Origin of the sequence: Paenibacillus sp. FSL R10-2778, assembly GCF_038593035.1 — a bacterium.
GTDB lineage: Bacteria > Bacillota > Bacilli > Paenibacillales > Paenibacillaceae > Paenibacillus_AQ > Paenibacillus_AQ odorifer.
Genome location: NZ_CP151956.1, coordinates 951281 through 976566 on the forward strand (window position 1 = coordinate 951281; position 25286 = coordinate 976566).

Consider the following 25286-nt stretch of genomic DNA (forward strand, 5'->3'; position numbering starts at 1 on the left):
TTCCGGGGGCCCCGTAAGAAGGGCAAACGCAGATTCGTTTCGGATTCAGTTTTCAGGCGATTAAGCCTGAGCATTTACGCTGTAAATGCCCGTTTGGTGGCGATAGCGGAGGGGTTCCACACGTACCCATCCCGAACACGACCGTTAAGCCCTCCAGCGCCGATGGTACTTGGACCGAAGGGTCCTGGGAGAGTAGGACGCCGCCAAGCGGACAACCACATTACCCGTGGTATTTTTTTTGCCCTTAATATTAATATGTCTTAGAAGGGCCTTTAGCTCAGCTGGTTAGAGCGCACCCCTGATAAGGGTGAGGTCGGTGGTTCGAGTCCACTAAGGCCCACCATATTCCCTGATAGCTCAGTTGGTAGAGCACTCGACTGTTAATCGAGTTGTCACAGGTTCGAGTCCTGTTCGGGGAGCCATTTATGGAGAGGTGTCCGAGTTTGGCCGAAGGAGCACGATTGGAAATCGTGTAGGCGCCACAAGCGTCTCGAGGGTTCGAATCCCTCTCTCTCCGCCATAAAAATTATTAGCATGGCCCGTTGGTCAAGGGGTTAAGACACCTCCCTTTCACGGAGGTAACATGGGTTCGAATCCCATACGGGTCATATCATGGAGGCTTAGCTCAGCTGGGAGAGCATCTGCCTTACAAGCAGAGGGTCGGGGGTTCGATCCCCTCAGCCTCCACCATATTATTTTCACTGACGCGGGGTGGAGCAGCCCGGTAGCTCGTCGGGCTCATAACCCGAAGGTCGCAGGTTCAAGTCCTGCCCCCGCAACCAATTTACTCTTATACATTATGTTTAGGGATAAGCTGGTATGGTGAAAATGAATAGTATATACTAATTAATGACGCGGGGTGGAGCAGCCCGGTAGCTCGTCGGGCTCATAACCCGAAGGCCGCAGGTTCAAATCCTGCCCCCGCAACCAATTTACACTTATGCATTATGTCTATGGAACCGTGGTGTAGTTGGCCTAACATGCCTGCCTGTCACGCAGGAGATCGCGGGTTCGAATCCCGTCGGTTCCGCCATTTAGTTAATTATTATTGGGGATTAGCCAAGCGGTAAGGCAACGGACTTTGACTCCGTCATGCATAGGTTCAAATCCTATATCCCCAGCCATTTATGAGAGCCATTAGCTCAGTTGGTAGAGCACCTGACTTTTAATCAGGGTGTCGAAGGTTCGAGTCCTTCATGGCTCACCATTTTGTTTAAAGTGTGCGCGTGTGGCGGAATTGGCAGACGCACCAGACTTAGGATCTGGCGTTTCACGACGTGGGGGTTCGAGTCCCTTCACGCGCACCATGTTTTTGCGGACGTGGCTCAGCGGTAGAGCATCGCCTTGCCAAGGCGAGGGTCGCGGGTTCGATTCCCGTCGTCCGCTCCATATAGATTTTGCGCCCTTAGCTCAGCTGGATAGAGCGTTTGACTACGAATCAAAAGGCCGGGAGTTCGAATCTCTCAGGGCGCGCCATTTTTATTACTAAGCAGTTATAGTATTGTTAACGGGATGTAGCTCAGCTTGGTAGAGCACCTGGTTTGGGACCAGGGGGTCGCATGTTCAAATCGTGTCATCCCGATTTTATACCTTTGCGGGTGTAGTTCAATGGTAGAACTTCAGCCTTCCAAGCTGATAGCGTGGGTTCGATTCCCATCACCCGCTTATAAAGAGAAACACCTGCCGGTATTAGGCGGGTGTTTTTTTGTATAGTTAAGCACGTATGGATACAATAGGAACTAGAGATTTTATTTGAGGAGGGGCCAATGTTTGAATTTGAAGCAAGGTTAGTCAGACCAGATATGAATGGGAGTTGGACATATCTTACGGTTCCTTTTGACGCTGAACAAATATATGAAACTAAATCAAGGATACAAGTTAAAGGAAGCCTGAATGACATTCCCTATAGAGGAACACTCATGCCGCATGGTAATGGGAAACATTTTATGGTCGTGAAAAAAGAACTGCGAGACTTAGCCCATGCTCAACCTGGAGATATAGTTCGGGTGACAATGGAACAAGATCATCAATTGCGGGAGATAGAAGCTCCAGAAGATTTTCTGGACGCACTAAGCAGCAATGAGCAGGCAGAGGTATATTATAACAGCTTGGCTTATTCCTATCGGAAGGAATATGTGAGCTGGATCGAAGGGGCGAAAAGACCGGAAACCAGAGCAGCAAGGATCCAGAAGTCAGTTAATAAGCTGGAAGAAGGTTTGAGGCTTAAATAATAGAACAGCGTCCTCCTCCTTAATATCTGGAAAGGGACGCTGCTGTAGCGGGTATATAAGGGATCGTCCTTATATAAGAACGCCTACTTCACCATTATTCACGAACTTAATGCTTTCGATCTTCACCTCTAGTTGACCTGAAGGAATCGCTAGCTGACAAGTACTGCCGAGCTCAGCCAGCAGCAGCTGCATGCCTATAGGTGACAACATAGAAATCTTGTTATCGTTAGGTTCTGCTTGGTTAGGAAATACGATGGTATAGATATCTGTAGTATTATCGTCCAAGTAACGAAGCTGCAGCTGACTTCCGATAAAGACCTGTGAATTTAAATCTTCACCATTGAACTCAGTTAGTAATTGTTCCAGCTCGGAGCAATAACGGGATAACAGCGTTTCAGCGTTGCTTCTATCCTTGCTCCGTACCGGAAAGTACTGATTTAGAAATGCGATTTTTTCCTCATCAAAATAGATAAGCTGCTGAAGCAGCTGTGTCCGTGAGCCTTCATAGATAAGACTATGGTTCATAGTAGATTTCACCCCCTCTAAGTAGCACATTCCTTGTAAACCTGTTATGGTGTGTTGCCATCTTAAAATCCCTCCTATACAAATAGAGGTCCCCCAATGGAGACCTTCTGATCAGTATACCAGCTTCTATTTGTAAATCCAATCCATTTTAAAAGGGGAATTAAAACCTTCTAAATATTGTAATGAAAACCTTTGACTATTACATACTTGGGTGCTATGATAGGCTGATGCATAGGCATTTCGTAGAAAACTGCGAAATGCCTATACTGTATTTTGAAGATATTTTTACATTAATTGTTACCTGGGGAGTGATACGCCATGTACATTTCGTTGAGTTCACATATAGATTCCAGAACTATAAAATAACTACTTAATTTATTAAAGGAGGAGATCAGGATGATTCAAGTTAAAGAGTTTGTAGATGCTGATAATTCTTATGCAGAGAATAAAGCTAATGAGTTCCTGGCAGGACTACGGGAGGAACAGATTGTGAATATCTGTTACGGTTCGGTAGTTAAATCATCACGTGATGGGGCAGAGCACCAAAGAACCACTATACTGGTCGTGTATAAGACAAATGAAAGGCAATAACTGGAACACGTTTTTTTCATGTCTATCCATTGTCTCCACGCTGGGCGTTGTGATTGTCATCATTTATTATGTTTTCAGCTAATTAGCAAAAAGAGGACCTTTCCCATCTACGGGCAAAGGTCCTCTTTAGTTTATAAGTGCATTTACAATCTTACATTCCGTCTGGTACAGATAAACCCAAACCGGATGCGATACGCTGTCCCAAGTCTGGATCAGCTTTAAAGAAATGCTCAATCTGGAGACGTTTGATATCGTTACTTTCAACAGGAGTCATAGCGCCAACGATATTTTGAACTAGACGGGTACGTTCTTCTTCAGACATTAGACGGTACAAGTCACCTGGTTGTGTATAGTGATCGTCACTATTGTAGGAGACACTATCCGCATAACCAGAGACTTCGAACGGCGATGTTTTATGCTGCGGTGATTCTTTAGGTCCTCCTAAGCTGTTAGGCTCGTAATAGGCACCGGAACCGCCATTGTTGCCCAAGGCCATACCACCATCACGTTGATAGTTCTTCACTTCTACTTTTGGACGGTTGATAGGTAAACTGTTATGGTTGGGACCAACCCGGTGACGGTGTGCATCACCATAAGCGAACAGACGGCCTTGTAGCAATTTATCAGGCGAAGCTTCAATACCAGGAACGAAAGAGCCGGGGGAGAATGTAACTTGTTCTACTTCAGCAAAGTAGTTCTCCGGATTGCGATCCAATACCATACGTCCAACCTCGATTAACGGATAATCTTTTTGCGACCAGACCTTTGTTACATCAAATGGATCAAAACGGTAAGTCTTCGCATCCTCGATTGGCATAATTTGCACGTAGAGCTTCCAAGCAGGGAAATCTCCTTTATCAATAGCATTAAACAAGTCCTCTGTATGATAATCCGGGTTTTCCCCAGCGATTTTGGCAGCAAGGTCTGCATCTAGATTTTTAATGCCTTGTTCTGTTTTGAAATGGTATTTCACCCAGACTGCATTGCCCTCGGCATTTACCCACTTGAAGGTATGGCTACCGAACCCATGCATATGTCTCAGCGTAGCTGGAATTCCGCGATCCGACATCAAAATCGTTACCTGATGCAGAGATTCAGGCGATAAAGACCAGAAGTCCCATACAGCATTCGGGTTCTTCAGATGTGTCTGTGGATCACGTTTCTGTGTATGAATAAAGTCCGGGAATTTAATCGCATCACGAACGAAGAATACAGGCGTATTGTTACCTACGAGATCATAGTTTCCTTCTTCAGTATAGAACTTCACGGCAAATCCACGAGGGTCGCGTACGGTATCAGCAGAACCTAATTCACCAGCTACAGTAGAAAAACGAATGAACAACGGTGTACGTTTGCCTACTTCAGACAAAAAGTTAGCTTTTGTGTATTGGGTTAGATCTTTTGTAACTTCAAAATACCCGTGAGCGCCTGCACCTTTAGCATGAACGACACGTTCAGGAACACGTTCTCTGTTAAAGTGGGCTAATTTCTCAAGCAAATGGACATCTTGCAGTAAAGTGGGACCGCGGTCACCGGCTGTCATTGAATTCTGATTGTCGCCTACTGGAGCACCCCAGCTGGTTGTAAGATTATTATTATTGGAGCTCATTAATAGAATCACCTCATGAGATTTGATTTTAGATTTAGTATAAGTTCTATATTAATGTTTTTTAGAGAAATTGCAACACTTTTTAAATAATTGACTCATTACAATATGTGGTAATCGTCAATACATCGTTGGCACATTCAGATATATATGATAGACAAAGTGATTAATTGCTTAGCAGAATTAAAAAAGAAACAGCGCATCCCTACCATCACTGAAGGGGTGCGCTGCATTTTTTGATATAGAAGATATTCGGTTCTTGTACTTAGGCTTTAATGTACATTCTGTTGTAATATTCATCTAACATTCTTTTGGTGGCAAACTCCGTACGGGTGGTTTCGATACTCTTTTTCATCATTTGTACCCACTGTTCACGATTCTCGTAAAAGGTTGGGAGCACACGTTTCAATAAGGTGTTGTACAGTGCATCACTATCATGCTTATCCAGAACCTCAAAGTCTGTAGTTTCGAAGCCGTCTCCAATCTGCCAGCCATTCTCGCCATCGATGCAGGCTTCCGGCCACCAGCCATCCAGAATAGAACAGTTCAATACACCGTTCATAGCTGCTTTCATCCCGGAGGTGCCGCTGGCTTCCAATGGTCTGCGTGGATTGTTGAGCCAAATATCAGCACCGCGCGTCAGCTGGGCGCCAATCGTCATATCGTAATTCTCGAGGAACACAACACTCTTTGGATACTTTTTCATCATCGCTACTAGGTTACTGACGATTTTTTTACCGTTATCATCGAGTGGGTGCGCTTTGCCGGAGAATACAATTTGTATCTTTCCAGACTCCAGATAAGGTTCGATAATTTCTGGCTGCGAGAAGATCAGGTCGCTTCGTTTATATGGAGCTGCTCTGCGTGAGAAGCCGATGAGTAAATTGTCAGCATTTAAGCTAATGCCGGAACGTTCTTTGATGAACTGGATCAGTTCGCCCTTGATCTCTTTATGCACTGCCCATAAGTCTCCATCCTGTTCGTAGGCTTGCGTCATTCTATCATCTACCCAGGTAGGAGTATGGATGGCATTAGTAATGCCTATAATTTCCGATCTTCCGGCTACTTCCTTCCACATTTTATTAGCCGTATCGGCGTGTAGCTGGGCTACTGCGTTGGAAATACGTGATAGTCTTAGACCTGCAACCGTCATATTAAATGGCTCGCCGCCGATCCGCTCCATCTGGTCACGGGTTAAGCCGTTGAACGCACTCATATACTCAAGTCGGTCGAGAGGATGGGTTTCGTTGCCTTCTTTGATTGGTGTGTGGGTAGTGAATACGACTTCTTCGCGAGTGGCTTTCCACGCTTCTTCGAAGGTATGGCCTCCGGACATTTTTTCACGGATTAGTTCGATAGCCGCTAGAGCCGCATGACCCTCATTGAAGTGATAGACATCAATAGGGATTTGCAGTGCACGCATAGCTTTGACTCCACCAATCCCAAGCACGATCTCTTGTGCGATCCGTTCTTCGCCGAACCAGCCGTACAATTGGCCTGTGATCCAGGCATCATTATTCTCGGGAATATCCGTATCCAGTAAATACAATGTGCTGTTGCCAAAATAATCAGTTTTCCATACTTTGCATACCACATCGGTTTTTCGGACTTTAACAGTTACCTTAACCCCTGTATCTTCAAGAAACTCATAAACATAATTGTGATAGGAGTCGTACGGATTGCCATTGGCATCAATCTTTTGGTCCGTGTAACCTTGTTTCCACTTCAGCCCAATAGGGATGATAGGGGCGTTGATATCTTTTGCACCCTTGATGTAGTCTCCGGCAAGAATGCCCAGACCTCCGGCATACATTTTGAAATCGGAATGCAGCCCGTACTCCATACTAAAATAAGCGACTGACGGTAATTTTTGTTCGTTCACTTGATAAGCCTCCTAATCACGGATTAGATTAAATTGCAGTGAAGCTGCGGGCATTATCTTAGGTGCAAACGTTTGCTCAAAATAGTGCAGACAATCATTGTGGAAGCGATTGCACCACTATTCTAGCACACTCGATGAATAAAAGCATAACGTCAATTTGGTGAAAACAACCATTTTGAATCCAATGGAGCGGAATTGATTGATAAAGTGGACAGAAGCCCCTAAGATAAAGAGATTGAAGAAATAATTAATGGTGGTGTCTAAGTTGGATATAGTTGTGATTGGAAGCTTGAATATGGATATGGTGGTACGTACAAACCGGTCACCAAATGTAGGAGAAACCCTGATTGGACAAGCCTTTGCTCTATCTCCTGGCGGAAAAGGGGCAAATCAGGCCGTTGCCGCAGCACGTCTGGGTGCAGAGGTTAGTATGATCGGAAGAGTTGGAAAAGATACCTTTGGTAGTGAAATGCTGGAGATTATCAGGAATGAAGGCATTCATATAGAGCATATTTCTGTAAGTGAACATGAGGCAACAGGAGTCGCCTCAATCGTTATTGAAGAAGATGGAGAAAATCGGATTATCGTGGTACCTGGAGCGAATATTGAGCTTACGGTAGAGGATATTCAGGCATTGGAGGCTGTGATTAGCCAGGCTAAGATCATTGTGCTGCAGCTTGAAATGGATCTGGCGATGAGTGAGCAGGCGATTGCGATTGCCCATCGTAAGGGGATTCCGGTCATCCTTAATCCTGCACCAGCTAGAGTGCTAAAGGATGAGATGCTGGCTCAGGTATCTTACCTGACACCTAATGAGACGGAAGCCGGGATTTTGTCCGGAATGATTGTGGATAGCGCAGAGACTGCTGAGCAGGCAGCCCGTATTTTGCTGCAAAAAGGAGTACAGAACGTAATTGTAACCTTGGGTTCAAAAGGTGCCCTGATTGTGAATGCTGAAGGTGCCAAGGCTGTTCCAGGCTTCCCGGTAAAGGCGGTAGATACAGTTGCTGCCGGTGACTCATTTAATGGCGCATTAGCCCAGCAGCTGGTCTTAGGGAAGACCTTGGAGGAAGCCGTGAGCTTCGCTAATGCTGTAGGTGCATTGGCTGTAGGGAAAGAAGGGGCGATCCCTTCATTGCCGCAGTTGTCCGAGGTCGAGCAGTTTCTAAAACGTAAATCGCTGTAGAATAGACAGTACAGGATATTCAAGATCTATACTAGATGAGATAGGATAAGGAGCTTAAATAATGAGCAGAACAGTAACCGTTAAAAATGTGATCATCGGCGAAGGAATCCCTAAGATATGTGTTCCGCTAATTGGAGCGACCTTGTCTGAGCTGAAGCAGGAAGCGGAAGCGCTGAAAGTACTGCAACCTGATTTGGTGGAGTGGCGGACGGATTTTTTTGCTGAAGTGGAAGACGTTGCAGCTGTAAAGAACGCACTAAGCGAAATCTGTTCTGTGATTCCAGATCTGCCGCTGATTTTTACTTTTCGGAGTGCAAAAGAAGGCGGAGAGAAGCAAGTCAGCACGGAATATTACACAGCACTGAATAAAGCTGCTGCCGAGAGCGGTCTAGTAGATATAATAGATGTTGAACTATTTAATGATGAGCAGGATGTAAAGCTACTGATCGAAGCTGCTCATGTTCATAACGTGTCTGTCATTATTTCAAATCATGATTTTCAGGGTACACCTCCTAAAGAGGAGATCATCTCACGGTTATGCAAGGCGCAGGAGCTTGGCGGGGATTTGCCCAAAATTGCCGTTATGCCCCAAGATGCAGGCGATGTGTTAACTTTGCTGGAAGCTACACATATCATGAAGGAAAAATATGCAGACCGTCCGATTATAACGATGTCTATGGCGGGAGCCGGGGTGATCAGCCGTTTGGCAGGTGAAGTTTTTGGTTCAGCGCTTACCTTCGGAGCTGCACATAAACCTTCTGCACCTGGCCAGGTAGCTGTCGCTGAGCTTCGGAATACATTGTCGCTGCTGCACCGCAGTCTGTGATTTCTGCTGATTGCTATTGCCTCAAAAAAAAGGCATCCGGAGTATCCGGATGCCTTTTTCTATTTTAAAATATTGTTCGTGCGCTTACGCATTTTTTCCCGTATATACATGTACGGCATCTCTTAGAAACGCAGCGAGTCCAGGGCGGCGTTTGTCATAGTATTCGGTAAAACGTTCATCATCAACATACAATTGTGCAACACCAGCATGAGCTTCTTTGGAATAGGAATTCCAGTAGAAGGAGAGCCACTCACGGTGTAGGTCTGCACTTTTTTGCGCTAATACACTGGCAGGGTCTCCATGCTCCATTGCTTGCAAGAGTGTTTCGAACATCTCTTCCTCAAGCTGTTGTATAGCGGCATATTGTTCTTCTGTCATTCCTTTAAGCTTTTGGTTGGATTGATTAATGGTGTCATCTCCGTATTTCTCCCTTATTTCTTGGCCATATTTCTTTTCGTTGTCATCTACCAGCTTTTGTTTAAAGCCTTCGAATTTTTCAGTATCACTCATGCTAATTCTCCCTTCTTTTTGAGCCAGCGTCTTTTCGACGTTAGCGATTAATAGATCTAATTGCTGTCTTTTTTCCAGTAGCTTGTCATGATGCTCCCGCAGCGCTTTGGCTCCGTCGAATGAGGGCTCTGTCATAATAGCCTTGATACGTTCCAGACTTAAGCCAAGCTCCCGATAAAATAAAATTTGCTGTAGTAGATCTACTTCGGTACGGCCATAGATACGATACCCCGAAGAGTTGATTCTCGCCGGCTTAAGAATGCCAAACTCATCGTAGTAGCGCAGGGTCCGTGTGCTGATTCCAGCTAACTCTGCGAGCTTCTGCACTGTGTATTCCGTAGTATCACCTCCTACAAATCAAATGTACACCTTTACGTAACGTGAAGGTCAAATGGTTTTTTTAGCATATCCAAAACAGCGGCAGCTACCCTCTGAATGATCATGGGGAAGTCTGCCGCTGCTATGAATAAGTCTATAATGTTGAGCTTTGCTGCTTGAATTTATTTATGGCCCATCTGTGCTGTGAAATAATTGTGCAATTCCTCCAGCTTACGAGGGTCCGCAAGGGTTGCTTTGTCTGAGAAGTAGTGTTCAACGACAAGGTCCCAGGTAGGTACAATTTTTTGTGAGGTCATAGCCTTTATGGCTACCTTAACTGTTTTGCGTTCTTTGGCATTGGAGAAGGTATCTACGTAATGCTGTGAACGCTCAAAATCCAGATCCTTAAACACGGCGCGGAAGATCTCTGACGTCATCCGTGCATCATCCAGCGCCCGGTGTGCAGATCCAGTAGGCTCAAGCTCAAACAATGCCATCGCGCTTTCCACGCTGACATCATTGCTAAGACCACGCGCACGAAGAACTCCTTTGAGCAAATCGAAATACGTAGCGGACATCCAGTAGGATTCGTCCATCTTGTGCATGCGCACATCCTGAATGATTCGCTTCATGTCTTCGCCACCCCAGGTAAGCAGCAGAACTCCGTCTGTACTTAGATCAAGCCACTCTCTAAAAGCAGTGATGACTTTGGGGAAGCGGGCGGCAATGTCGATTTCCTCTTGAGGGATACCCGTTTTTTTCTTAATAAAGGAATTTAGGGTGGAGAAATATATAGGTTTGATCAAGGAAGAAAATTCATCCTTATACTGCAGTGAAGAGTCTAACCGGACGGCTCCAATCTCAATGACCTCCATAGGGTGCTCGCTGGCAAACTTACGGCCGTTGAATTCGATGTCCAGAATAATATAATCCACAGGTACTTGCCTCCGTTTCCATGACTGACGCTGTAGTGCTTAATACGTCGACTTCTCTATTTTAACAAAAAAAGTGATGTAATGGGGAATATGGAGACAAGCTAATATTTGCACAAAAAAATGAACCAGCACAACATCTGCGTACTGGTTCATTTAATCACTATTAAAATTTAATCCTATAAAAGATTAATGTCCTGAATCGGCAGCAGGTTCAGGCATATGAATCGGCTGTTCATTTATAACGGATCCGTCATCAAGACGAAGCCAGGTATTGAAGTCTTGAGTGCCTTTGACCAGCTCGATGACGCGTGCTCCCCGCATAAAGCCTTCTTTTCCATAAGTATTGTAGCCGGTAGCACGGCCATAAGAAAGACGTATGCCATACAGGTTGCCGCTAAAATCGTTGATATGGTCATGTCCGCAGAAGGTGCCAAGCACATCACCCATTTCCAGCAAAGCTGAGAATAAGCCCGAGTTCACCTCAGGTGAGCATACACGCTCAAACTTATGCCCATGACAGACTTGTGTAGACCAGACATCCCGATATTCGGGAATTGGAATATGGAAGAAAGCCAAGGCAGGCAGCCTGTTCTCAGCAGTCTTCGGATTCAGCCGCGCAGATTCAGCCGTCAGCCAGTTGATCTGATTCCGCCCAATCCAATTGTAGCCCGGGATATCCTCATACTCGGAGTAGCCGCCAGAGTCCAGAAAATACAAAATAGCAGCCGAGTCGTCCTCCTGATCTTTAATTTCAAGAGTGTAATTGCCCGAGCCTTCCAGCTCTTCTGGACCGGATTCGGTCAGGCAGTGGGGATGTTCCAGGGCAATTTGCATCAGTTCACTCTTTGAAATCAGAGTTTCTGTGTCATGGTTGCCGAATACAAAGGTCCAAGGAATGCCGGATCTCTCCACGGCAGCGACAGCTTCACGAAAAGCTTGTGCGGGGTGCTCGCATGCCTTGTTTCCCGGTGATACAGGACCCGTGTAAATAAGATCTCCCGTGAAAACCACAAGATCAGGTTGTTCCGCATCCAGAATGCGTTCCATCAGTGCCTCGGTAAGCTGATCCTCAGCTCTTCCATCCATCCAGTGCAGATCTGTAAATTGTACGATTTTAAAAGTGCCATCTTGCTGAAATGATAAACTGTGTCTCATTAGAATAATCTCCCTTACTATCGAATATTGAATAGCAAGCTGTGGAGGCGCCAACCACTCATTGCGCCAAGAGGGCGTTGAGGGATGACGTCGTTAGAAGCATAGCTATACGCAGGTCAGCCGATCCAGATCCGCTGAGTGCAATGATCTCCAGAGTTTCTACCGATCATAATATCATATTCCCCAGGCTCGAAGACCAACTGATCGTCTTTTCCGTAGAACATTAACATTTCTCTGGTGATTTCGAAGGAAACCACCTGTTTCTCATGCGGTGCGAGTGTAATCTGCTGGAAGCCTTTCAGTTCCTTGACCGGGCGCACGACACTTGCGCTGACGTCGTGGATGTAGAGCTGAACGGTTTCCTTGCCGGCGATGTCCGAAGTATTCTCAACTTCAATGGAGGCAACCACCCGATCCGCAGCTTCAACATTGAAGCTGTTGTAAGCAAACTTGGAATAGCTCAGGCCATAACCAAAACAGAACAGCGGGTCATTCGGGCAGTCCAGATAACGGGTCACATAACGCACATTAGGATACATAGGATCATAAGGACGTCCCGTTTGATAAGCATTGTAGTAGACAGGAATTTGCCCAACCGAGTAGGGGAAGCTCATCGATAAACGTCCGGAAGGATTATAATCTCCGAACAGCACATCGGCCAGCGAATTTCCTGACTCTGTACCCAGAAACCAAGCCTGCAGCAGAGCGTCGCTGGCATCAAGAACGGGTTTCAGCTCCAGTGGTCTGCCGCTGAATACAATGGTGACGACCTTTTTGCCGGTATCCTTCAGACGCCAGATCAGCTTCTCCTGATTGGCTGATAGGCGGAGATTGGATTTGCTTCCGCCTTCCCCGGTATCCTGCTGGTTCTCACCGACAGCGGCGAGAATTACATCACAATCCTTCAGCGCCTGGTAGGCGTCTTCAATTTCATCCTCCACATCAAAAACACCCTCAAGCATGCTTCCGAGCTCACCAGTCATGGCCGTAAAAATATTTTCGGCAGATGTTTTTTGCGAAAGGCCGGTGTAGAGTGATACAGCCGGATCTTTTTCTGTCCCGGCCCAACCGCCCAGCACATGAATGGAGGTGGCGAAAGGACCAGCCAGACCAATCTTCATGCCACGTTTAAGGGGCAAAGCATCATTGTCGTTTTTGAGCAGTACAACTGAGCTAGCTCCAAGCTCCCGTGCGGCCTGCAGATGCTCCGCGCTAGGTTTCGGAGCCTCATCCACCAGCGGATCTGCATCCTTAAATGGATTATCGAACAAGCCAAGCGCGTCCTTGAGCTCAAGCACCCGGATAACAGCTTCATCGATCAAGGCGATATCAAGCTTTCCTTCCTCGACCAGAGCAGCGCCGTGGTTTAGATAGTGAGTGGACATCATCTCAATATCCAGCCCAGCAGCCAGACTTTTCTCGGCTGCCTCACGGCCATCTATCGCGGCGCCATGGGGAATCAGCTCATTAACGGAATTGAAATCGGCGATGGTAACGCCGTTGAAGCCCCATTCTTCCCGTAAAATCCCGCGAAGAAGCTCGGAATTACCACTTGCCGGGATACGGTCAATGGTATTAAATGCGGCCATCACCATGGCCACACCAGCATCTACGGCAGCCTTATAGGCTGGCAGGTAGAACTCACGCAATACGCCGGAAGACATATCCACCGTGTTGTATTCCCGTCCGCCTTCGGGAGCACCGTAACCAGCGAAATGCTTCACACAGGCAGCGATGCGTCCTTTTTCTTTTAGGTCCTTGCCCTGATAACCCCGCACCATACTTTCGGTGACACGGGCATTCAGATAGGGATCCTCACCAGATGTCTCCATGACGCGTCCCCAGCGCGGGTCGCGTACGAGATCAGTCATGGGCGAGAAGGTGACGTGAATGCCGGCAGCCGCACTCTCCTTGGCGGCGATTTCAGCAAACCTTTCACAGGCTTCAAGGTCAAAGCTGCTGCCCATGGCCAGCGGAATCGGGAGGATGGTCCGGTAGCCGTGAATGACATCCGCCATGAAGAGCAGAGGAATCTTTTGTCGGCTGGTTTGCAAATGTCGGGTCTGTTGCTCGATTACATTCCGGGCTCCAATACCATTCAGAACACTTCCGATGCTCTCCATTACCTGCGGCTTAATATTCAGTTCCTTAAATGGTCCGGTTAAATCCACGGTATCGTCCAAACCCCAATAGTGAGGACCTAGCTGGGTTAATTGGGCCAGCTTTTCGTCCAGGGTCATATCGTTCACAAGATCTTGGATAAACGTTTTAGTCATGGTTAACTCCTTCCTCGTGAGCGCATTGAAAGTTAGTTTGTTAAATAGATGTGTAGTTCCCCGCCGGGCAGCGTAAGCATGATTTTATTAGCAAAACTTACGTTAGATAGGCGACTAAGGATGGGAGTGAACCGTTTACTCTCCTGGCACACAGCTCCGAGATGCGGAATGGGCCTGAGCTATAATCAGGTTCATTTGTTGTGAAAATCATAGCATTTCTCTCTTCGGATACAGGGCTGAGGCATAAATTAAATCAGAAGAGGATTGCATCATTAAGATGTTACATATGGAGACTGACATGTCTATGAATGAAAAGTATAAAAACGTTTCCACAAACGATACACCTCGATATTAGTCTGAACACCAAAAAAAGTCAATCGCCTTTGGAAAAACAGCTAATTTATATTTTTTTACGTGAAATATGTAACTTTAGTACTTGTAATTCAAAAATAAAATGAATTGACAGCGCATACATTTTGGGAGTATGCTTCTCACACAGAGAGTTTTACAGAAACACTGGAAACGTTTCTACAACACTCGATACACTTTTTTATGAAGGTTGGGCAAACTGTTTTTATTCTGGCTGCTGGACAAGAAAGGAAGGTAATTTATGCATGTGACTGAATGCATCTTTCAAATTGGAGGTGGGCACTTTGGCGAGACTGAAGCTTGTGGGTGGAAACATTGTTCGGGAAGTCATTAAGAACAAAGTTCTTTTTCTAATGTTGCTGCCTGTAATCGTATATTTCGTTATCTTTCACTATGCTGTAATGCCTGGAGCTTACGTCGCATTTGTAGATTACAAGCTCAATAAGGGGATTTTTGGAAGTAACTTTATCGGCCTTAAGAACTTTGAGTTTCTGGTTCAAAATGGGGATCTATGGAATATTACCAAGAATACGCTGCTCTATAATATCGTCTTTCTGGCTTTAGGTAATATCATTCAAATAGTATTTGCCATTATGTTGTCTGAGATCTCAGGCAAGTGGTTCAAAAAAATATCACAATCCGTTATCCTGTTACCGAATTTCATCTCCATGGTTATCGTCGGTGTGTTTGCCTACAATATATTCAATTTCAATTCCGGGTTTATCAATACGATGTTAACTGGAATGGGGCTAGACCGTTACGAGTTCTATTCCGATCCGGGCATCTGGAAATATATTATTGTGGCTTTCAAGATCTGGGCGGGTACCGGATATGGAATGATTGTTTATCTGGCAACGATCACAGGGATTAATCATGATCTGTACGAGGCTGCTTATATGGATGGAGCGACTACCTGGCAGCGAATCCGTTACATGACCTTGCCGATTCTGAAGCCAACCTTTATTCTGCTTCTACTGTTCGGTATGGGTGGAATTCTCAAGGGATCCTTTGACCTTTTCTATAATCTGATCGGTACGAACTCTGTACTGTATCCGCAGACAGATATCATCGATACCTATGTCTTCCGTTCACTGGTGGGACAATTCAACTTCTCTATGGGTGCCGCAGTGGGCTTCTACCAATCCTTATTCGGTCTGATCCTGGTGCTTGTAGTTAACTTTATTGTACGCAAGGTAGAACCGGACAGCGCTTTGTTCTAAGACTAGACACGAAACAGGGGTGATAAATATGGAAAAGAGTACAATCAAACAGGATTCCGGAAGCATTCTCATAAAAGCAGTCAGTTATATCTGTATCGCTATCTTTGCGCTATTCTGTTTATTTCCCTTCGCGTTGATGATCTCCTCATCGTTCATGAACGAGCAGGAAATTGTTCGTGAAGGCTACAAGCTGCTGCCGAAGGCATTTTCCTTTAAGGCTTACGAGATGCTATTCAACAACTCTACTCAGCTGGTGAATGCTTATCAGGTAACTATCTTCATCACCGTAGTGGGTACGGTACTCGGACTGTTTATGATGTCGATGGCCGGATTCGTGCTCAACCGTAAGGATTTCAAGTACCGCAACTTCTTTTCCTTCTTGATTTACTTTACAACACTATTCAGTGGCGGCTTGATTCCAACATACATCCTGATGGTTAAGCACCTGCATATGAAGGACAGCTTATTCGCCATGATTCTTCCGGGTGTAGTTGGTGCATGGTCCATCTTCCTGATGCGTAATTTCATGAAGGCGATTCCGGATTCCTTATATGAATCCGCTACCATTGACGGTGCTGGCGACTTTCGCATCTATTGGCGGATATTTATTCCGCTGGCGGTTCCATCCTTGGCTACTATTGGGCTTTTCTCAGCACTAGGCTTTTGGAATGAGTGGTATAACGGGATGTTGTATATTGACAGTCCGACGAAATATCCGCTCCAATACTTTTTGCAGCGAATGGTCAATCAGACGAACTTAGGAGCGCTAATCAACTCGGGAGCGGTCATCAATACTGCTGATCTTCCGACGCAATCCATCAAGATGGCTACAGCTGTGCTGGCCACTGGACCGATTATTCTCCTGTATCCATTTGTACAGCGTTATTTCGTAACAGGCCTCACCATCGGGGCTGTAAAGGGTTAATGGACGCAATCTTCTTTTCGAAGAGCGTTTATTATAAATGAAAGTTTCATAAATAGAAGAGAAAAGGGAGGCTTACCTAAATGAAAGGTAAAAAGATCGCGTCTTCTTTAATTGCTGTCCTCATGCTTACTGGAGCACTGACAGCCTGCACATCCAAGAACAACAATGAGCCGAGTAATGATCCGGCAGCCACGAAAGCTCCAGAGGCTTCAGCCAATGCAGGCGGAGTGGATACTTCCAAGGAAGCTAAGCTGGTGTACTACCTGTGGGGCAGCGAAGGAGTTAAAAATAAAGAAATCCTCGCTGAGATTAACAAGAAGCTCAAAGCTGATCTAAACGCTACGATTGAAGTGAAGTATATTGACTGGCCGGATATCGCTACTAAGTACCCGCTGCTATTTGCTTCAGGCGAAGAATTTGATATGTCGCATGCATCTCCCGGAGCTCCGGTGTCTTATTTCACATTGGCTAGTGAAGGCGCTCTAGTGGACCTTACAGATATGCTGGATAAAGTTGCTCCTAAGCTAAAAGCGGAAATCCCGGAAAGTGTGTGGGAGAATACAAAATACAAAGGCAAAATTTACGGTGTACCAAGTCTTTATAGCGAATACACACCTGCCGGTTATGCCTATCGTTCTGACTTGCTGAAGAAATATGGAATGGACAAAATCACTTCCATTGATGATATGGTTAAATACATGGATAATGTGGTTGCTAATGAGTCCTTCCCACCAATTAACGGCAAGGCAGAAGATGCAGCCAATATGTTCAGAATGCTCGTAGATACTACAGGGATGTGGCTTAACGCTCCTGGTATATCTTTGAATGAGCTGAATCTTGTGACCAAAAGTCCAGAGGACTACAAGACCGTCTTCCATCCAGCTTTCACTCAGGAATTTGAAGATTGGGCTGTGAAGATGCGTGAATGGGCGGATAAGGGTTACTGGAGTAAAGATGTGCTGTCTGCAACCCTAGGCAGCAAGGATAACTTCAGAGCAGCTAACTCCGCAGGTTATTTGACTCATGCTCAGGACTGGATCGGCCAATACGGTGCGGATTTGAAGGCGCAACCGGAATCAGATCCTTACTTCTTTACTTTTGCGGAAGCTAATAAGAAGATCAAACGTAAGATGGGCGTTGACAACTCGACTGTAATCAGCACGAACTCAGCTAATCCAGAGCGCGCTCTGATGGTGATCGAGAAGTTCATGACCGATGAAAGCTACTACAACCTCATCCAAAACGGTATTGAAGGCAAACAATATGTGATGGAAAATGGTGTTAAAAAGCAGCCTGCAGGCTTCAACGATAAAACGGACGGCGGAGGTTTCGCTGCTTGGTCACTTCGTAATGACAAATTCGTAGTTCCTACGGATACAGAAAACCCAATCCGTAACTCCTTATTCGCAGAATGGGATAAAGTGGCTATCGATGATCCTTACAATGGCTTCAGCTTTGATCCAACCAATGTTACAACTGAAATTGCTTCGATTTCCAACGTGAATTCACAGCTCGGTATTCAATTGATGCTTGGTAAAACAAGCAAAGATCCAAAAGCAGCTGTTGCGGAGTACCGTGATCAGTTGAAAAAAGCAGGAGTTGACAAGGTCATTGCCGAAGTAGAGAAGCAATTGGCTGCGTTTGTTCCTGTCAACTAAAGAAAGTTAAGGGGTGTAAGGGAGCTATAATTCGATATAGCTCCTTTACCCATAAATGGGGGAGTAAAGTGGATGTAAATATCAAGGATATCGCGCGGATTTCCGGTGTGGGCATCTCGACGGTCTCCAGGGTAATCAATAACAAGGGACCGGTGAGCAAGTCTACACGTGAGAAAGTGATGAGTGTGGTTAAGGAATACAATTATATTCCCAATTCCAACGCGCGGAATTTGAAAACTACACAATCTAAGAACATTGCACTTATGGTCAAGGGGATTACCAATCCTTTTTTCTCTAATATGATCAGAGAAATTGAACGGCAGGTCAATCTGCGGGGCTACCCGTTTCTTATCCAGCAAGTAGAGGATGGGACCGATGAAATCAATGCTGCAATTCAACTGGTGAAGGAGAAAAATCTGTGCGGGATTATCTTCATGGGTGGAACCTATGATCATTCTGAAGAGAAGTTCAAACAGCTGACGGTTCCGTTTGTGCTGACAACGATCACCTCAACGCAGGAAGTGAACCCGCTTATTTTTTCCAGCGTTATTATCAATGAAACGAAGGAAGCCTATAAGGCTACCAATTATTTGATCTCATTAGGTCATACGAATATCGGCTTTTTAGCCAAGTCTCCATTATTGGATGAAACCACGGGCAACCGGCGGTATTTAGGCTACAAAAAAGCACTCGAAGAGCAGGGTCTGCCCTATGATTCAGGGTTGGTTGAGGATTGTGAATACAGTCCCAGCTCGGGATTTAATGCTGCGCGGAGACTGCTCAACAAGAATAAGGGAATTACAGCTATATTTGCCGCTTCCGACACGATTGCCATCGGTGCTGCCAAAGCGGTGCTTACCGCGGGGTTATCTATCCCTGATGATATTTCGATCATTGGCTTTGACGGGATCGAGATGGCTGAATATTATCATCCTTCTCTTGATACAATCAGCCAGCCGGGTACGGAAATGGCCTTATCCAGTGTAGGTGTTCTGTTTGATCTCATTTCCGGACGTTCAAACCATCAGCATATTGTCTATGATGCGGTATTGCTCAAGCGTGGTTCCTGCAAGATGATTAAACCTCGTTAAGATCACACTATAAACCTTTATTGGAGTGGAACCGAAATGCAAGATACACTGAGAATAGGTACGATTGTACGTGGTGGAGAAGCCGTTAAGGTCATTCCACAAATTGTGGGGCATGGATTTGAATCATTTAATCTGAACTTTTGGCAGACCACCGGCGAAACCGATTTGATAGAAACGGCTGCACGACTGAGGGAGTTAGCTGCTGAACATGATTTTGTCATCTCTTCTGTGGGCATCTATGGCAATCCGCTCGCAGGCAGCGGCGACAATGCCGACACGTTGGCAAGCTGGGAGCGGCTGATTGATCATGCACATTTATTTGGCACAGATATTATAGGCGGATTCACCGGCCGATTGCCAGGTTTGTCCATTGATGAGTCCATCCCGAAGTTTACAGAGGTGTTCGGAGAACTGGCGAAGAGAGCGGCAGATCGTGGCCTGCGGATTGCTTTTGAGAATTGCGCTATGGGCGGAAACTGGCAGAGCGGAGAGTGGAACATCGCTCACAATCCTTCGGCCTGGGAGAAGATGTTCAATGCCGTTCCGGCGGATAATCTGGGATTGGAATGGGAGCCTTGCCACCAGATGATCGCATTGATTGATCCGCTTCCGCAGCTGCGCAAATGGATGGATAAAGTATTCCATGTGCATGGCAAGGATGCGACCATCGCTTGGGACATCGTTAAGGAATACGGTATTCATGGCCCCAAACCTTATGTATGGGACCGAACCGCTGGCTTCGGGGATACCAATTGGGTAGATGTAATCACCATCCTGCGCCAAGCGGGTTATAAAGGTACGATTGATATCGAAGGCTGGCATGATCCAGTGTATCGTGATGAGCTGGAAATGACCGGCCAGGTGCATGCATTGAATTACTTGAAATATTGCCGTGGTGGCAGCTTTGTGCCTAATCCGGTTTAAATGGTGCCGTATGAAAACAACCCAAAAATGACCTCGAAATCCACAGTGAAGTGGAGGATGAGGTCATTTTTTATAGTTAATCCTGATTTAATCCTGAATCAGATATCCTTGTCCCAGCTGTATTTCTTTGAAGCCAGCCAAATGGCGGGCTTGAAAGCGGATAGGGGTGCTGCCGCCAACCATAATGATATTTTGGATATCGGCAGCCCCTTCTGAAGGCAGGGAAAAGGCTCTGATATAGGCGTACTCTTCGGCTAGCGTCGTATAAATCGCGTTGATCAGCGGGTCATGTTCACCTTTTCCCATTAGATTCATGAGAATATATCCGCTTGTGTTCAACTTCGAACGGGTAATACTGAAAAATTCACGGGAGATCAAATGCCTTGGTGTACCAGCGGCAGTAAAGGCATCCAAAATGATGTAATCATATACCTGCGGGTCTTCGCCTTCAAGGATCTGACGTCCGTCACCGATCACTACGTTATCTTGACTATATCCAAAGCAGCGGCGGCTTAATTCGACTACTTGTTTGTCTAGCTCGGCTACTTTAAATCTTTTGTCCGGAAAATGTCCGGCAATTGTTCCAATTCCATGCCCAATAAGAAAAACATCCTCAAAAGAGGGGAGGTTGAACTCCATGAAGTGAATGATGGCCCGCGGATATTCAAAGAGAATCCGTTGCGGGTCATTAAGATCCATCGCACCTTGAGTGGCATGATTCGAGAACTGCATAACACGGAAGGAGCCTTTTTCACCATATAGTTCTGTTGTGTCGTAGACGGTTATTTCATGATTTTCGCTATTTCTTTGAAGCTCTGAATGCAAGTGATCAATCTCCTTATACAATACTAATTCGTTTATATTCATTGGGTGTAACCCCGACAACACGTTTAAAAAGCTTGTTGAAGTAGGCAGGATCTCCATATCCAACCTCTGCCCCAATCTCGTGAACCTTCAGGTCGGGAGCATTCTTGAGCAGATGTTTGGCTTTGCGCAGCCGAATTTCCGTGATGTAGTCCGTCAGTGTAAGTCCGGTCTCTTGCTTGAACAGCTTGCTTAAATAGCTTGGAGTCAAAAAAACCATATTTGCCAAAGTGTTCAGATCCGCATGCTGATTATAGTTAGCGGATATCCAGCGTTTTATGGTTTCTATGGCTGTGCCGGACATCTCCAGACGATGGGTTCTGATTTCGGTCAGAATGTTTGTGAAATGAGCGGTAAACATCTCCTCAATGTCGCAAAAGCTCATGCTGGACGCAATTCTGTCATCCAACCTGAGGTCGGGAGCACTTTTATTGCGGGCCTCGAATTCTTGCAGTTCCTTTTGTGCAGTTTCTTCAACCCATCGACAGACCCGGAGAATTTGGTCAGGACCGGCTTGTTGTGCTTTCAGCACTGAGAACAGGTCATGAATCCATTCTAAGACGCCTGTCACATTCAGAATCTGCAGGTTATGGATCAGCGGTTCTCTAATTGTATTAAAGTGATCCAGGAGGTTCATCTCCGGCTGTTGAATATTCTGAATATTCGCGTAATGTACAGGCTCCGGATTATATATGCCCATGTTGCAGGCTTGTTTAGCATCTAGGTATGCCTGTCTAAGCTTGGATACCTCATTATAACAACCGCTGGTACCTACATGTAGGATCTTTCCGTGTGCAGATATCCGCATAATGTCACCGATATCTTTTAAATCGTTGTCTGACAGCGGCTCAGCAGAATATACAATCCAGACGTAGAGTCCTTTTTGAATCTCCAAGCTGTCGAAGCTCAACGCCTTCTCTTGCCGCAGACTGTCTGCGCAGGAGCAGACGGTTTCTCTGGCGCTCCCTTTGAGGACAAAGACCGAGAAATAAGGCTGGGGCAAGGTAAGGCTGGATAATAGGAGAGGGGAAGAGGGCTCTTCGATATGTAAGACTGTCAATAAAAGCCCGGAACGGTGGCGTTCTTCCTTGTCGCGCGCGAGCTGCCGTTCTTTGTCTAGCCGATAAAGCAGCTCGAACAGCTGCTCTTTATTAATTGGTTTTAATAAATAGTCTACAGCTGAGCTGCGGATGGCTTCTCGGGCATAATTAAATTCAACAAATCCACTCATTAGAATAGAGTAGATCTGCGGATGGGTGGCTTTTAACTGTTTAATCAGCTCCAAGCCATTGATTTGCGGCATACGAATATCTGTAATCACAACATCAAGTTGAAGTGTGCTTAACTTATCTAATAGATGTTTTCCGTCGGAGTAGGTGCCGATGACCAGAAATTCGGCGCTTTCTTTACTGATCATTCGGGCCAGTCCTTCGCGGATTAAGATCTCATCATCCACAATCGCAATACGCAGCAATCTGAGCAGCCCCTCTCCTAAATAAATTCATCTTCACTGTATTTAGCGTTAATATCCGCAATGCGCAGGGTAACACGAGTGCCGATTCCAAGCTCACTCTCAACAAGCAGACCAAACGAACTGCCGTAATGCAGGCGAATTCTTTCATTTACATTTCGTAGTCCAATCCCGAACCTTTCATTGTCCGTTCCAGTCTGCAGACTATTGTTTAAGGAACGAAGGGTGGTTTCATCCATACCGATCCCATCATCTTCTACACAGAATACGGCATCTCCATGCTCGCTCCATGCGGTGATGCTCAAGGTGCCCAGTCCTACCTTTTGATCCAAACCGTGAAAGACAGCATTTTCTACGACCGGTTGAAAGACAAGCTTAATAACAGGAAGATGAAGGAATTCGTCCGGCACGTCGATGTTAAGTCTGAACTTGTCTGGGAATCGGATTTCCAGCAGCTGATAATAATTTCTCACATGATCCAGCTCTTGTCTAATTGTAACAGCCTCTTCGTTTCGGACAATGCTGTAACGCATTTGAAGCCCAAGTAAATAGGTTAGCTTCGCCACACGTGGATCATCATTGCTCTCTGCAAGCATGCGGATGGATTCCAGCGTATTATAAATAAAATGGGGATTAATCTGGTTTTGAAGCGCCCGCATATCAGCCTTTTGCTTCCGTTTCTCCGTGATGGACACTTCTTGTAACAGATCTTTGATCCTTATGATCATCCGATTAAAATGACTGCCCAGCATCCCAATCTCATCATTATATTTGGAATGCTGCCAGACATCCAGATTACCATGCTGCACCCGTTTCATTAAGCGGACCAAGGATTTAAGGGGTTTGGTCAGGGCATGGGAAATTATAGTCGCAACAAAAAGTGCAAAAGCAATGATAATCAGTGTGGTCAAGATAAGCGTATTACGATTCTTTTGTACAGGGGACAGGATACGTGTTAAAGGAATCGTAACCATAGTGGTCCACCCGGTCTGTTTCGAGACGGTATACACTGCAAGATAAGACTGGCCATTCAAGTCTATTTGAAAATGATCCTGCTGCTGATTTACTTGCTGCAGCAACAGCTTTGTATTCAGAGTTTGTGTATCGGCAGCCAGATTCGGAACCGCGGAATCTTCACTGGCATAAATCAGATCTCCATTGTTATCTACAATGAACGTGTTTCCTTGCGTAACTGCATTTACGGGATCGATAATGCCCTTAAACAGATTGATGTCTACATCGAAAACGAGAATTCCTATATTCTGCAATGTGCTTACAGAGTTAATTGTACGCAGAACACTAAAGACCTCTTTATGGACATTCGAGTTGGTGCGGATCGTATGTCTGCCCTGAATGACAGGCGCTGCTCCGGCATCTTCACTCATGGTTCTCCATTTGGCTAATCGTTCCTCTGGATACAGTTCATTAATTCCAGCGTCTTTATCATAAAAGACAGAACCGTACTGATCCACCAAATACACGGCAATGATCTCTTCCTTAGTATGATTCAAATAGCTAAGGAACATCGCCATGCCCGTATTTTTTTCCCAGTCGGTATTTTGCTGTGTCAGGTAGACTTGCACATCGGTGTTATACAGCGGCAGGGCTGTATATCTTTTGAGGTCGGCAATATATCGGTCGATGGTATCTGAAGCATTCGATGTCATTTGACCCGCACCGTCAGTCGCATTCACAAGAACCGAGTTGAACATGGAGCGGGACGATAGATAACTTACATAAGTGATCGGCAGAGAGATCAGAAAGACAAAGATAACGATCAGCTTGCGCTCCATCGGTAGATTGGCAAGGAACAACCACATTTTGCGTAAAGTTAACCGGATGTATGATAGCATTTGCGTTGTTCCTTTCCTGTAATAAGCTACCTACCTTATTTGACCGCTCCACTGGTTACGCCTTCAAAGATGTAACGCTGCAGGAAGAAATATAGAATTACTGTTGGCAGCAGGATAAGCAGAATAGCCGCACAGATTAAATTCCATTCCCCCGAATTGACTCCTTGAAAACGCATTAGGATCGTCGTAACTACACCAAGGCTTTGTTTCGGCATGTAGAGGTAAGGGATGTACATGTCATTGTAAATGCTAATGGTTTTCAGAATAATCAAAGTAGCCGTAGCTGGCGTAAGTAAAGGGAAAATAATCGACCGATAGATTCTGAACAGAGAGGCACCTTCTACCATCGCACTTTCATCGAGATCCACGGGAATATTACGGATAAATTGCAGATATAAAATAATTTGAATTACATCCGCTCCAATATAAAGCACGATCGGGGCGCCAAGTGTATTGTAAAGCCCCATGCTTTTGATGATACCAAAAGTCGCCACTTGTGTCGTGATACTAGGAATAATGGTGGCTACTAGATATGCACCAAAGACTACGGGTTTCAATTTGAAAGAGAAGCGTCCCAATACAAATGCTACCATAGTGCCGAACAGGATGTTCAGAATTAAAGTAATAGCTATAATGATTAACACATTACCAAATCCGTTAAGTAGACCCCCGCGCTGGAAAACGGCAGTGAAATTATCGAAATTCAAAAAGCTTTTTGGCAGTGCCATGGAGCTGCTGCTGTTAAATTCGTCAGTGGATTTAAAGGCATTGACGATGACCACATACGGAGGAAAGAGTACAACAAATACGCCGATAAGCAGCGAGAAGTATTTAATAACATCTGTGAAGCGAAATTTGGAGTATGTCATA

The 25286-nt window shown here is 45.5% G+C and carries 20 protein-coding genes, 15 tRNA genes and 1 rRNA gene; 25 read left to right on the top strand and 11 right to left on the bottom strand.

All coding sequences use genetic code 11. The features are described from left to right. Positions 1 to 92 precede the first annotated feature (92 nt). The 17 genes from rrf (at position 93) to NST40_RS04180 (ending at position 2231) form a co-directional block, all read left to right on the top strand. A 5S ribosomal RNA gene (gene rrf / locus NST40_RS04100) occupies positions 93 to 209 on the top strand. Positions 210 to 266: 57 nt separating this feature from the next. Then, positions 267 to 343 (top strand) — tRNA-Ile (locus tag NST40_RS04105). Between the two features lie 3 nt (positions 344 to 346). Further along, positions 347 to 422, top strand: a tRNA-Asn gene (locus NST40_RS04110). 5 nt (positions 423 to 427) lie between these two features. After that, positions 428 to 520: transfer RNA gene (locus NST40_RS04115), tRNA-Ser, on the top strand. A gap of 16 nt (positions 521 to 536) precedes the next feature. Next, positions 537 to 608: transfer RNA gene (locus NST40_RS04120), tRNA-Glu, on the top strand. A 6-nt stretch (positions 609 to 614) separates the two neighbouring features. Further along, a tRNA-Val gene (locus NST40_RS04125) sits at positions 615 to 690 on the top strand. Positions 691 to 705: 15 nt separating this feature from the next. Further along, positions 706 to 782: transfer RNA gene (locus NST40_RS04130), tRNA-Met, on the top strand. 71 nt (positions 783 to 853) lie between these two features. Next, positions 854 to 930: transfer RNA gene (locus NST40_RS04135), tRNA-Met, on the top strand. A gap of 25 nt (positions 931 to 955) precedes the next feature. Further along, positions 956 to 1033: transfer RNA gene (locus NST40_RS04140), tRNA-Asp, on the top strand. Positions 1034 to 1049: 16 nt separating this feature from the next. Continuing rightward, positions 1050 to 1124: transfer RNA gene (locus NST40_RS04145), tRNA-Gln, on the top strand. Positions 1125 to 1131: 7 nt separating this feature from the next. Beyond that, positions 1132 to 1207: transfer RNA gene (locus NST40_RS04150), tRNA-Lys, on the top strand. Positions 1208 to 1222: 15 nt separating this feature from the next. Next, a tRNA-Leu gene (locus tag NST40_RS04155) sits at positions 1223 to 1307 on the top strand. Between the two features lie 7 nt (positions 1308 to 1314). Further along, positions 1315 to 1389, top strand: a tRNA-Gly gene (locus NST40_RS04160). A 10-nt stretch (positions 1390 to 1399) separates the two neighbouring features. Next, a tRNA-Arg gene (locus NST40_RS04165) sits at positions 1400 to 1476 on the top strand. Between the two features lie 32 nt (positions 1477 to 1508). Further along, a tRNA-Pro gene (locus NST40_RS04170) sits at positions 1509 to 1582 on the top strand. Positions 1583 to 1594: 12 nt separating this feature from the next. After that, positions 1595 to 1665 (top strand) — tRNA-Gly (locus NST40_RS04175). Positions 1666 to 1766: 101 nt separating this feature from the next. Continuing rightward, on the top strand, positions 1767 to 2231 hold the full coding sequence (locus NST40_RS04180; protein ID WP_076219780.1) for a YdeI/OmpD-associated family protein: 465 nt from the start codon (positions 1767 to 1769) through the stop codon (positions 2229 to 2231). Between the two features lie 69 nt (positions 2232 to 2300). Here NST40_RS04180 and NST40_RS04185 read toward each other — a convergent pair whose 3' ends face one another. Then, positions 2301 to 2756, bottom strand: coding sequence for a GreA/GreB family elongation factor (locus tag NST40_RS04185; protein WP_036686880.1), 456 nt, complete (start codon positions 2754 to 2756; stop codon positions 2301 to 2303). Between the two features lie 396 nt (positions 2757 to 3152). Between NST40_RS04185 and NST40_RS04190 the strand changes: the two genes are divergently transcribed. Beyond that, a complete protein-coding gene (locus tag NST40_RS04190) occupies positions 3153 to 3347 on the top strand; it encodes a sporulation protein Cse60 (RefSeq protein WP_036686883.1) in 195 nt (64 codons plus the stop codon). 151 nt (positions 3348 to 3498) lie between these two features. On the opposite strand, the gene katA is transcribed toward NST40_RS04190, so the two are convergent. Both katA and glgP read right to left on the bottom strand, forming a co-directional pair. Continuing rightward, complete coding sequence (gene katA, locus NST40_RS04195) at positions 3499 to 4956, bottom strand: catalase KatA (protein WP_076187446.1); 1458 nt, start codon at positions 4954 to 4956, stop codon at positions 3499 to 3501. Between the two features lie 262 nt (positions 4957 to 5218). Then, positions 5219 to 6835 (bottom strand): alpha-glucan family phosphorylase, encoded by a 1617-nt coding sequence (gene glgP, locus NST40_RS04200; RefSeq protein WP_076219778.1) that lies wholly within the window; start codon positions 6833 to 6835, stop codon positions 5219 to 5221. Between the two features lie 256 nt (positions 6836 to 7091). Between glgP and rbsK the strand changes: the two genes are divergently transcribed. Beyond that, on the top strand, positions 7092 to 8021 hold the full coding sequence (gene rbsK, locus NST40_RS04205) for a ribokinase (RefSeq protein ID WP_342410885.1): 930 nt from the start codon (positions 7092 to 7094) through the stop codon (positions 8019 to 8021). A gap of 61 nt (positions 8022 to 8082) precedes the next feature. Then, positions 8083 to 8847, top strand: coding sequence for a type I 3-dehydroquinate dehydratase (aroD, locus tag NST40_RS04210; RefSeq protein ID WP_076276801.1), 765 nt, complete (start codon positions 8083 to 8085; stop codon positions 8845 to 8847). Positions 8848 to 8931: 84 nt separating this feature from the next. Here aroD and NST40_RS04215 read toward each other — a convergent pair whose 3' ends face one another. The 4 genes from NST40_RS04215 to bglX all read right to left on the bottom strand — a co-directional run bounded on the left by NST40_RS04215 (position 8932) and on the right by bglX (position 14041). Beyond that, a complete protein-coding gene (locus tag NST40_RS04215; RefSeq protein WP_076219776.1) occupies positions 8932 to 9684 on the bottom strand; it encodes a MerR family transcriptional regulator in 753 nt (250 codons plus the stop codon). 173 nt (positions 9685 to 9857) lie between these two features. After that, the gene (locus NST40_RS04220) at positions 9858 to 10610 is read right to left on the bottom strand and encodes a 3'-5' exonuclease (RefSeq protein WP_036686897.1); all 753 of its coding nucleotides are present in this window, start codon (positions 10608 to 10610) and stop codon (positions 9858 to 9860) included. 186 nt (positions 10611 to 10796) lie between these two features. Next, positions 10797 to 11765, bottom strand: a complete 969-nt coding sequence (locus tag NST40_RS04225; RefSeq protein WP_076219775.1) for a metallophosphoesterase family protein — start codon at positions 11763 to 11765, stop codon at positions 10797 to 10799. 116 nt (positions 11766 to 11881) lie between these two features. Then, the gene (gene bglX / locus NST40_RS04230) at positions 11882 to 14041 is read right to left on the bottom strand and encodes a beta-glucosidase BglX (protein ID WP_076276802.1); all 2160 of its coding nucleotides are present in this window, start codon (positions 14039 to 14041) and stop codon (positions 11882 to 11884) included. Positions 14042 to 14685: 644 nt separating this feature from the next. Between bglX and NST40_RS04235 the strand changes: the two genes are divergently transcribed. The 5 genes from NST40_RS04235 (at position 14686) to NST40_RS04255 (ending at position 20228) form a co-directional block, all read left to right on the top strand. After that, the gene (locus NST40_RS04235; protein ID WP_305953532.1) at positions 14686 to 15630 is read left to right on the top strand and encodes an ABC transporter permease subunit; all 945 of its coding nucleotides are present in this window, start codon (positions 14686 to 14688) and stop codon (positions 15628 to 15630) included. Between the two features lie 28 nt (positions 15631 to 15658). Further along, positions 15659 to 16555, top strand: a complete 897-nt coding sequence (locus NST40_RS04240; protein WP_076105429.1) for a carbohydrate ABC transporter permease — start codon at positions 15659 to 15661, stop codon at positions 16553 to 16555. Positions 16556 to 16635: 80 nt separating this feature from the next. Next, complete coding sequence (locus NST40_RS04245; protein WP_076105428.1) at positions 16636 to 18213, top strand: DUF3502 domain-containing protein; 1578 nt, start codon at positions 16636 to 16638, stop codon at positions 18211 to 18213. Between the two features lie 68 nt (positions 18214 to 18281). After that, entirely contained in the window at positions 18282 to 19304 is a 1023-nt protein-coding gene (locus NST40_RS04250) for a LacI family DNA-binding transcriptional regulator (protein WP_036686912.1), read from the top strand. Positions 19305 to 19340: 36 nt separating this feature from the next. Then, positions 19341 to 20228, top strand: a complete 888-nt coding sequence (locus NST40_RS04255) for a sugar phosphate isomerase/epimerase family protein (RefSeq protein WP_342410430.1) — start codon at positions 19341 to 19343, stop codon at positions 20226 to 20228. An 87-nt stretch (positions 20229 to 20315) separates the two neighbouring features. Here the strand turns inward: NST40_RS04255 and NST40_RS04260 are convergent, their stop codons facing one another. Genes NST40_RS04260 through NST40_RS04275 form a run of 4 tightly spaced genes read right to left on the bottom strand, consistent with a single transcriptional unit; the run spans position 20316 to position 25285 of the window. Continuing rightward, complete coding sequence (locus NST40_RS04260; RefSeq protein ID WP_081387489.1) at positions 20316 to 21095, bottom strand: fused MFS/spermidine synthase; 780 nt, start codon at positions 21093 to 21095, stop codon at positions 20316 to 20318. Beyond that, positions 21067 to 22566 carry a response regulator gene (locus NST40_RS04265; RefSeq protein WP_076220070.1) on the bottom strand — a complete coding sequence of 500 codons (1500 nt, stop codon included), beginning with the start codon at positions 22564 to 22566 and terminating at the stop codon, positions 21067 to 21069. Before NST40_RS04265 ends, NST40_RS04260 begins: the two co-directional genes overlap by 29 nt. Before the next feature lie 17 nt (positions 22567 to 22583). Beyond that, positions 22584 to 24416 (bottom strand): sensor histidine kinase, encoded by a 1833-nt coding sequence (locus tag NST40_RS04270; protein ID WP_076220069.1) that lies wholly within the window; start codon positions 24414 to 24416, stop codon positions 22584 to 22586. A 35-nt stretch (positions 24417 to 24451) separates the two neighbouring features. Then, entirely contained in the window at positions 24452 to 25285 is an 834-nt protein-coding gene (locus NST40_RS04275; RefSeq protein ID WP_076130664.1) for a carbohydrate ABC transporter permease, read from the bottom strand. Position 25286: the final 1 nt, after the last annotated feature.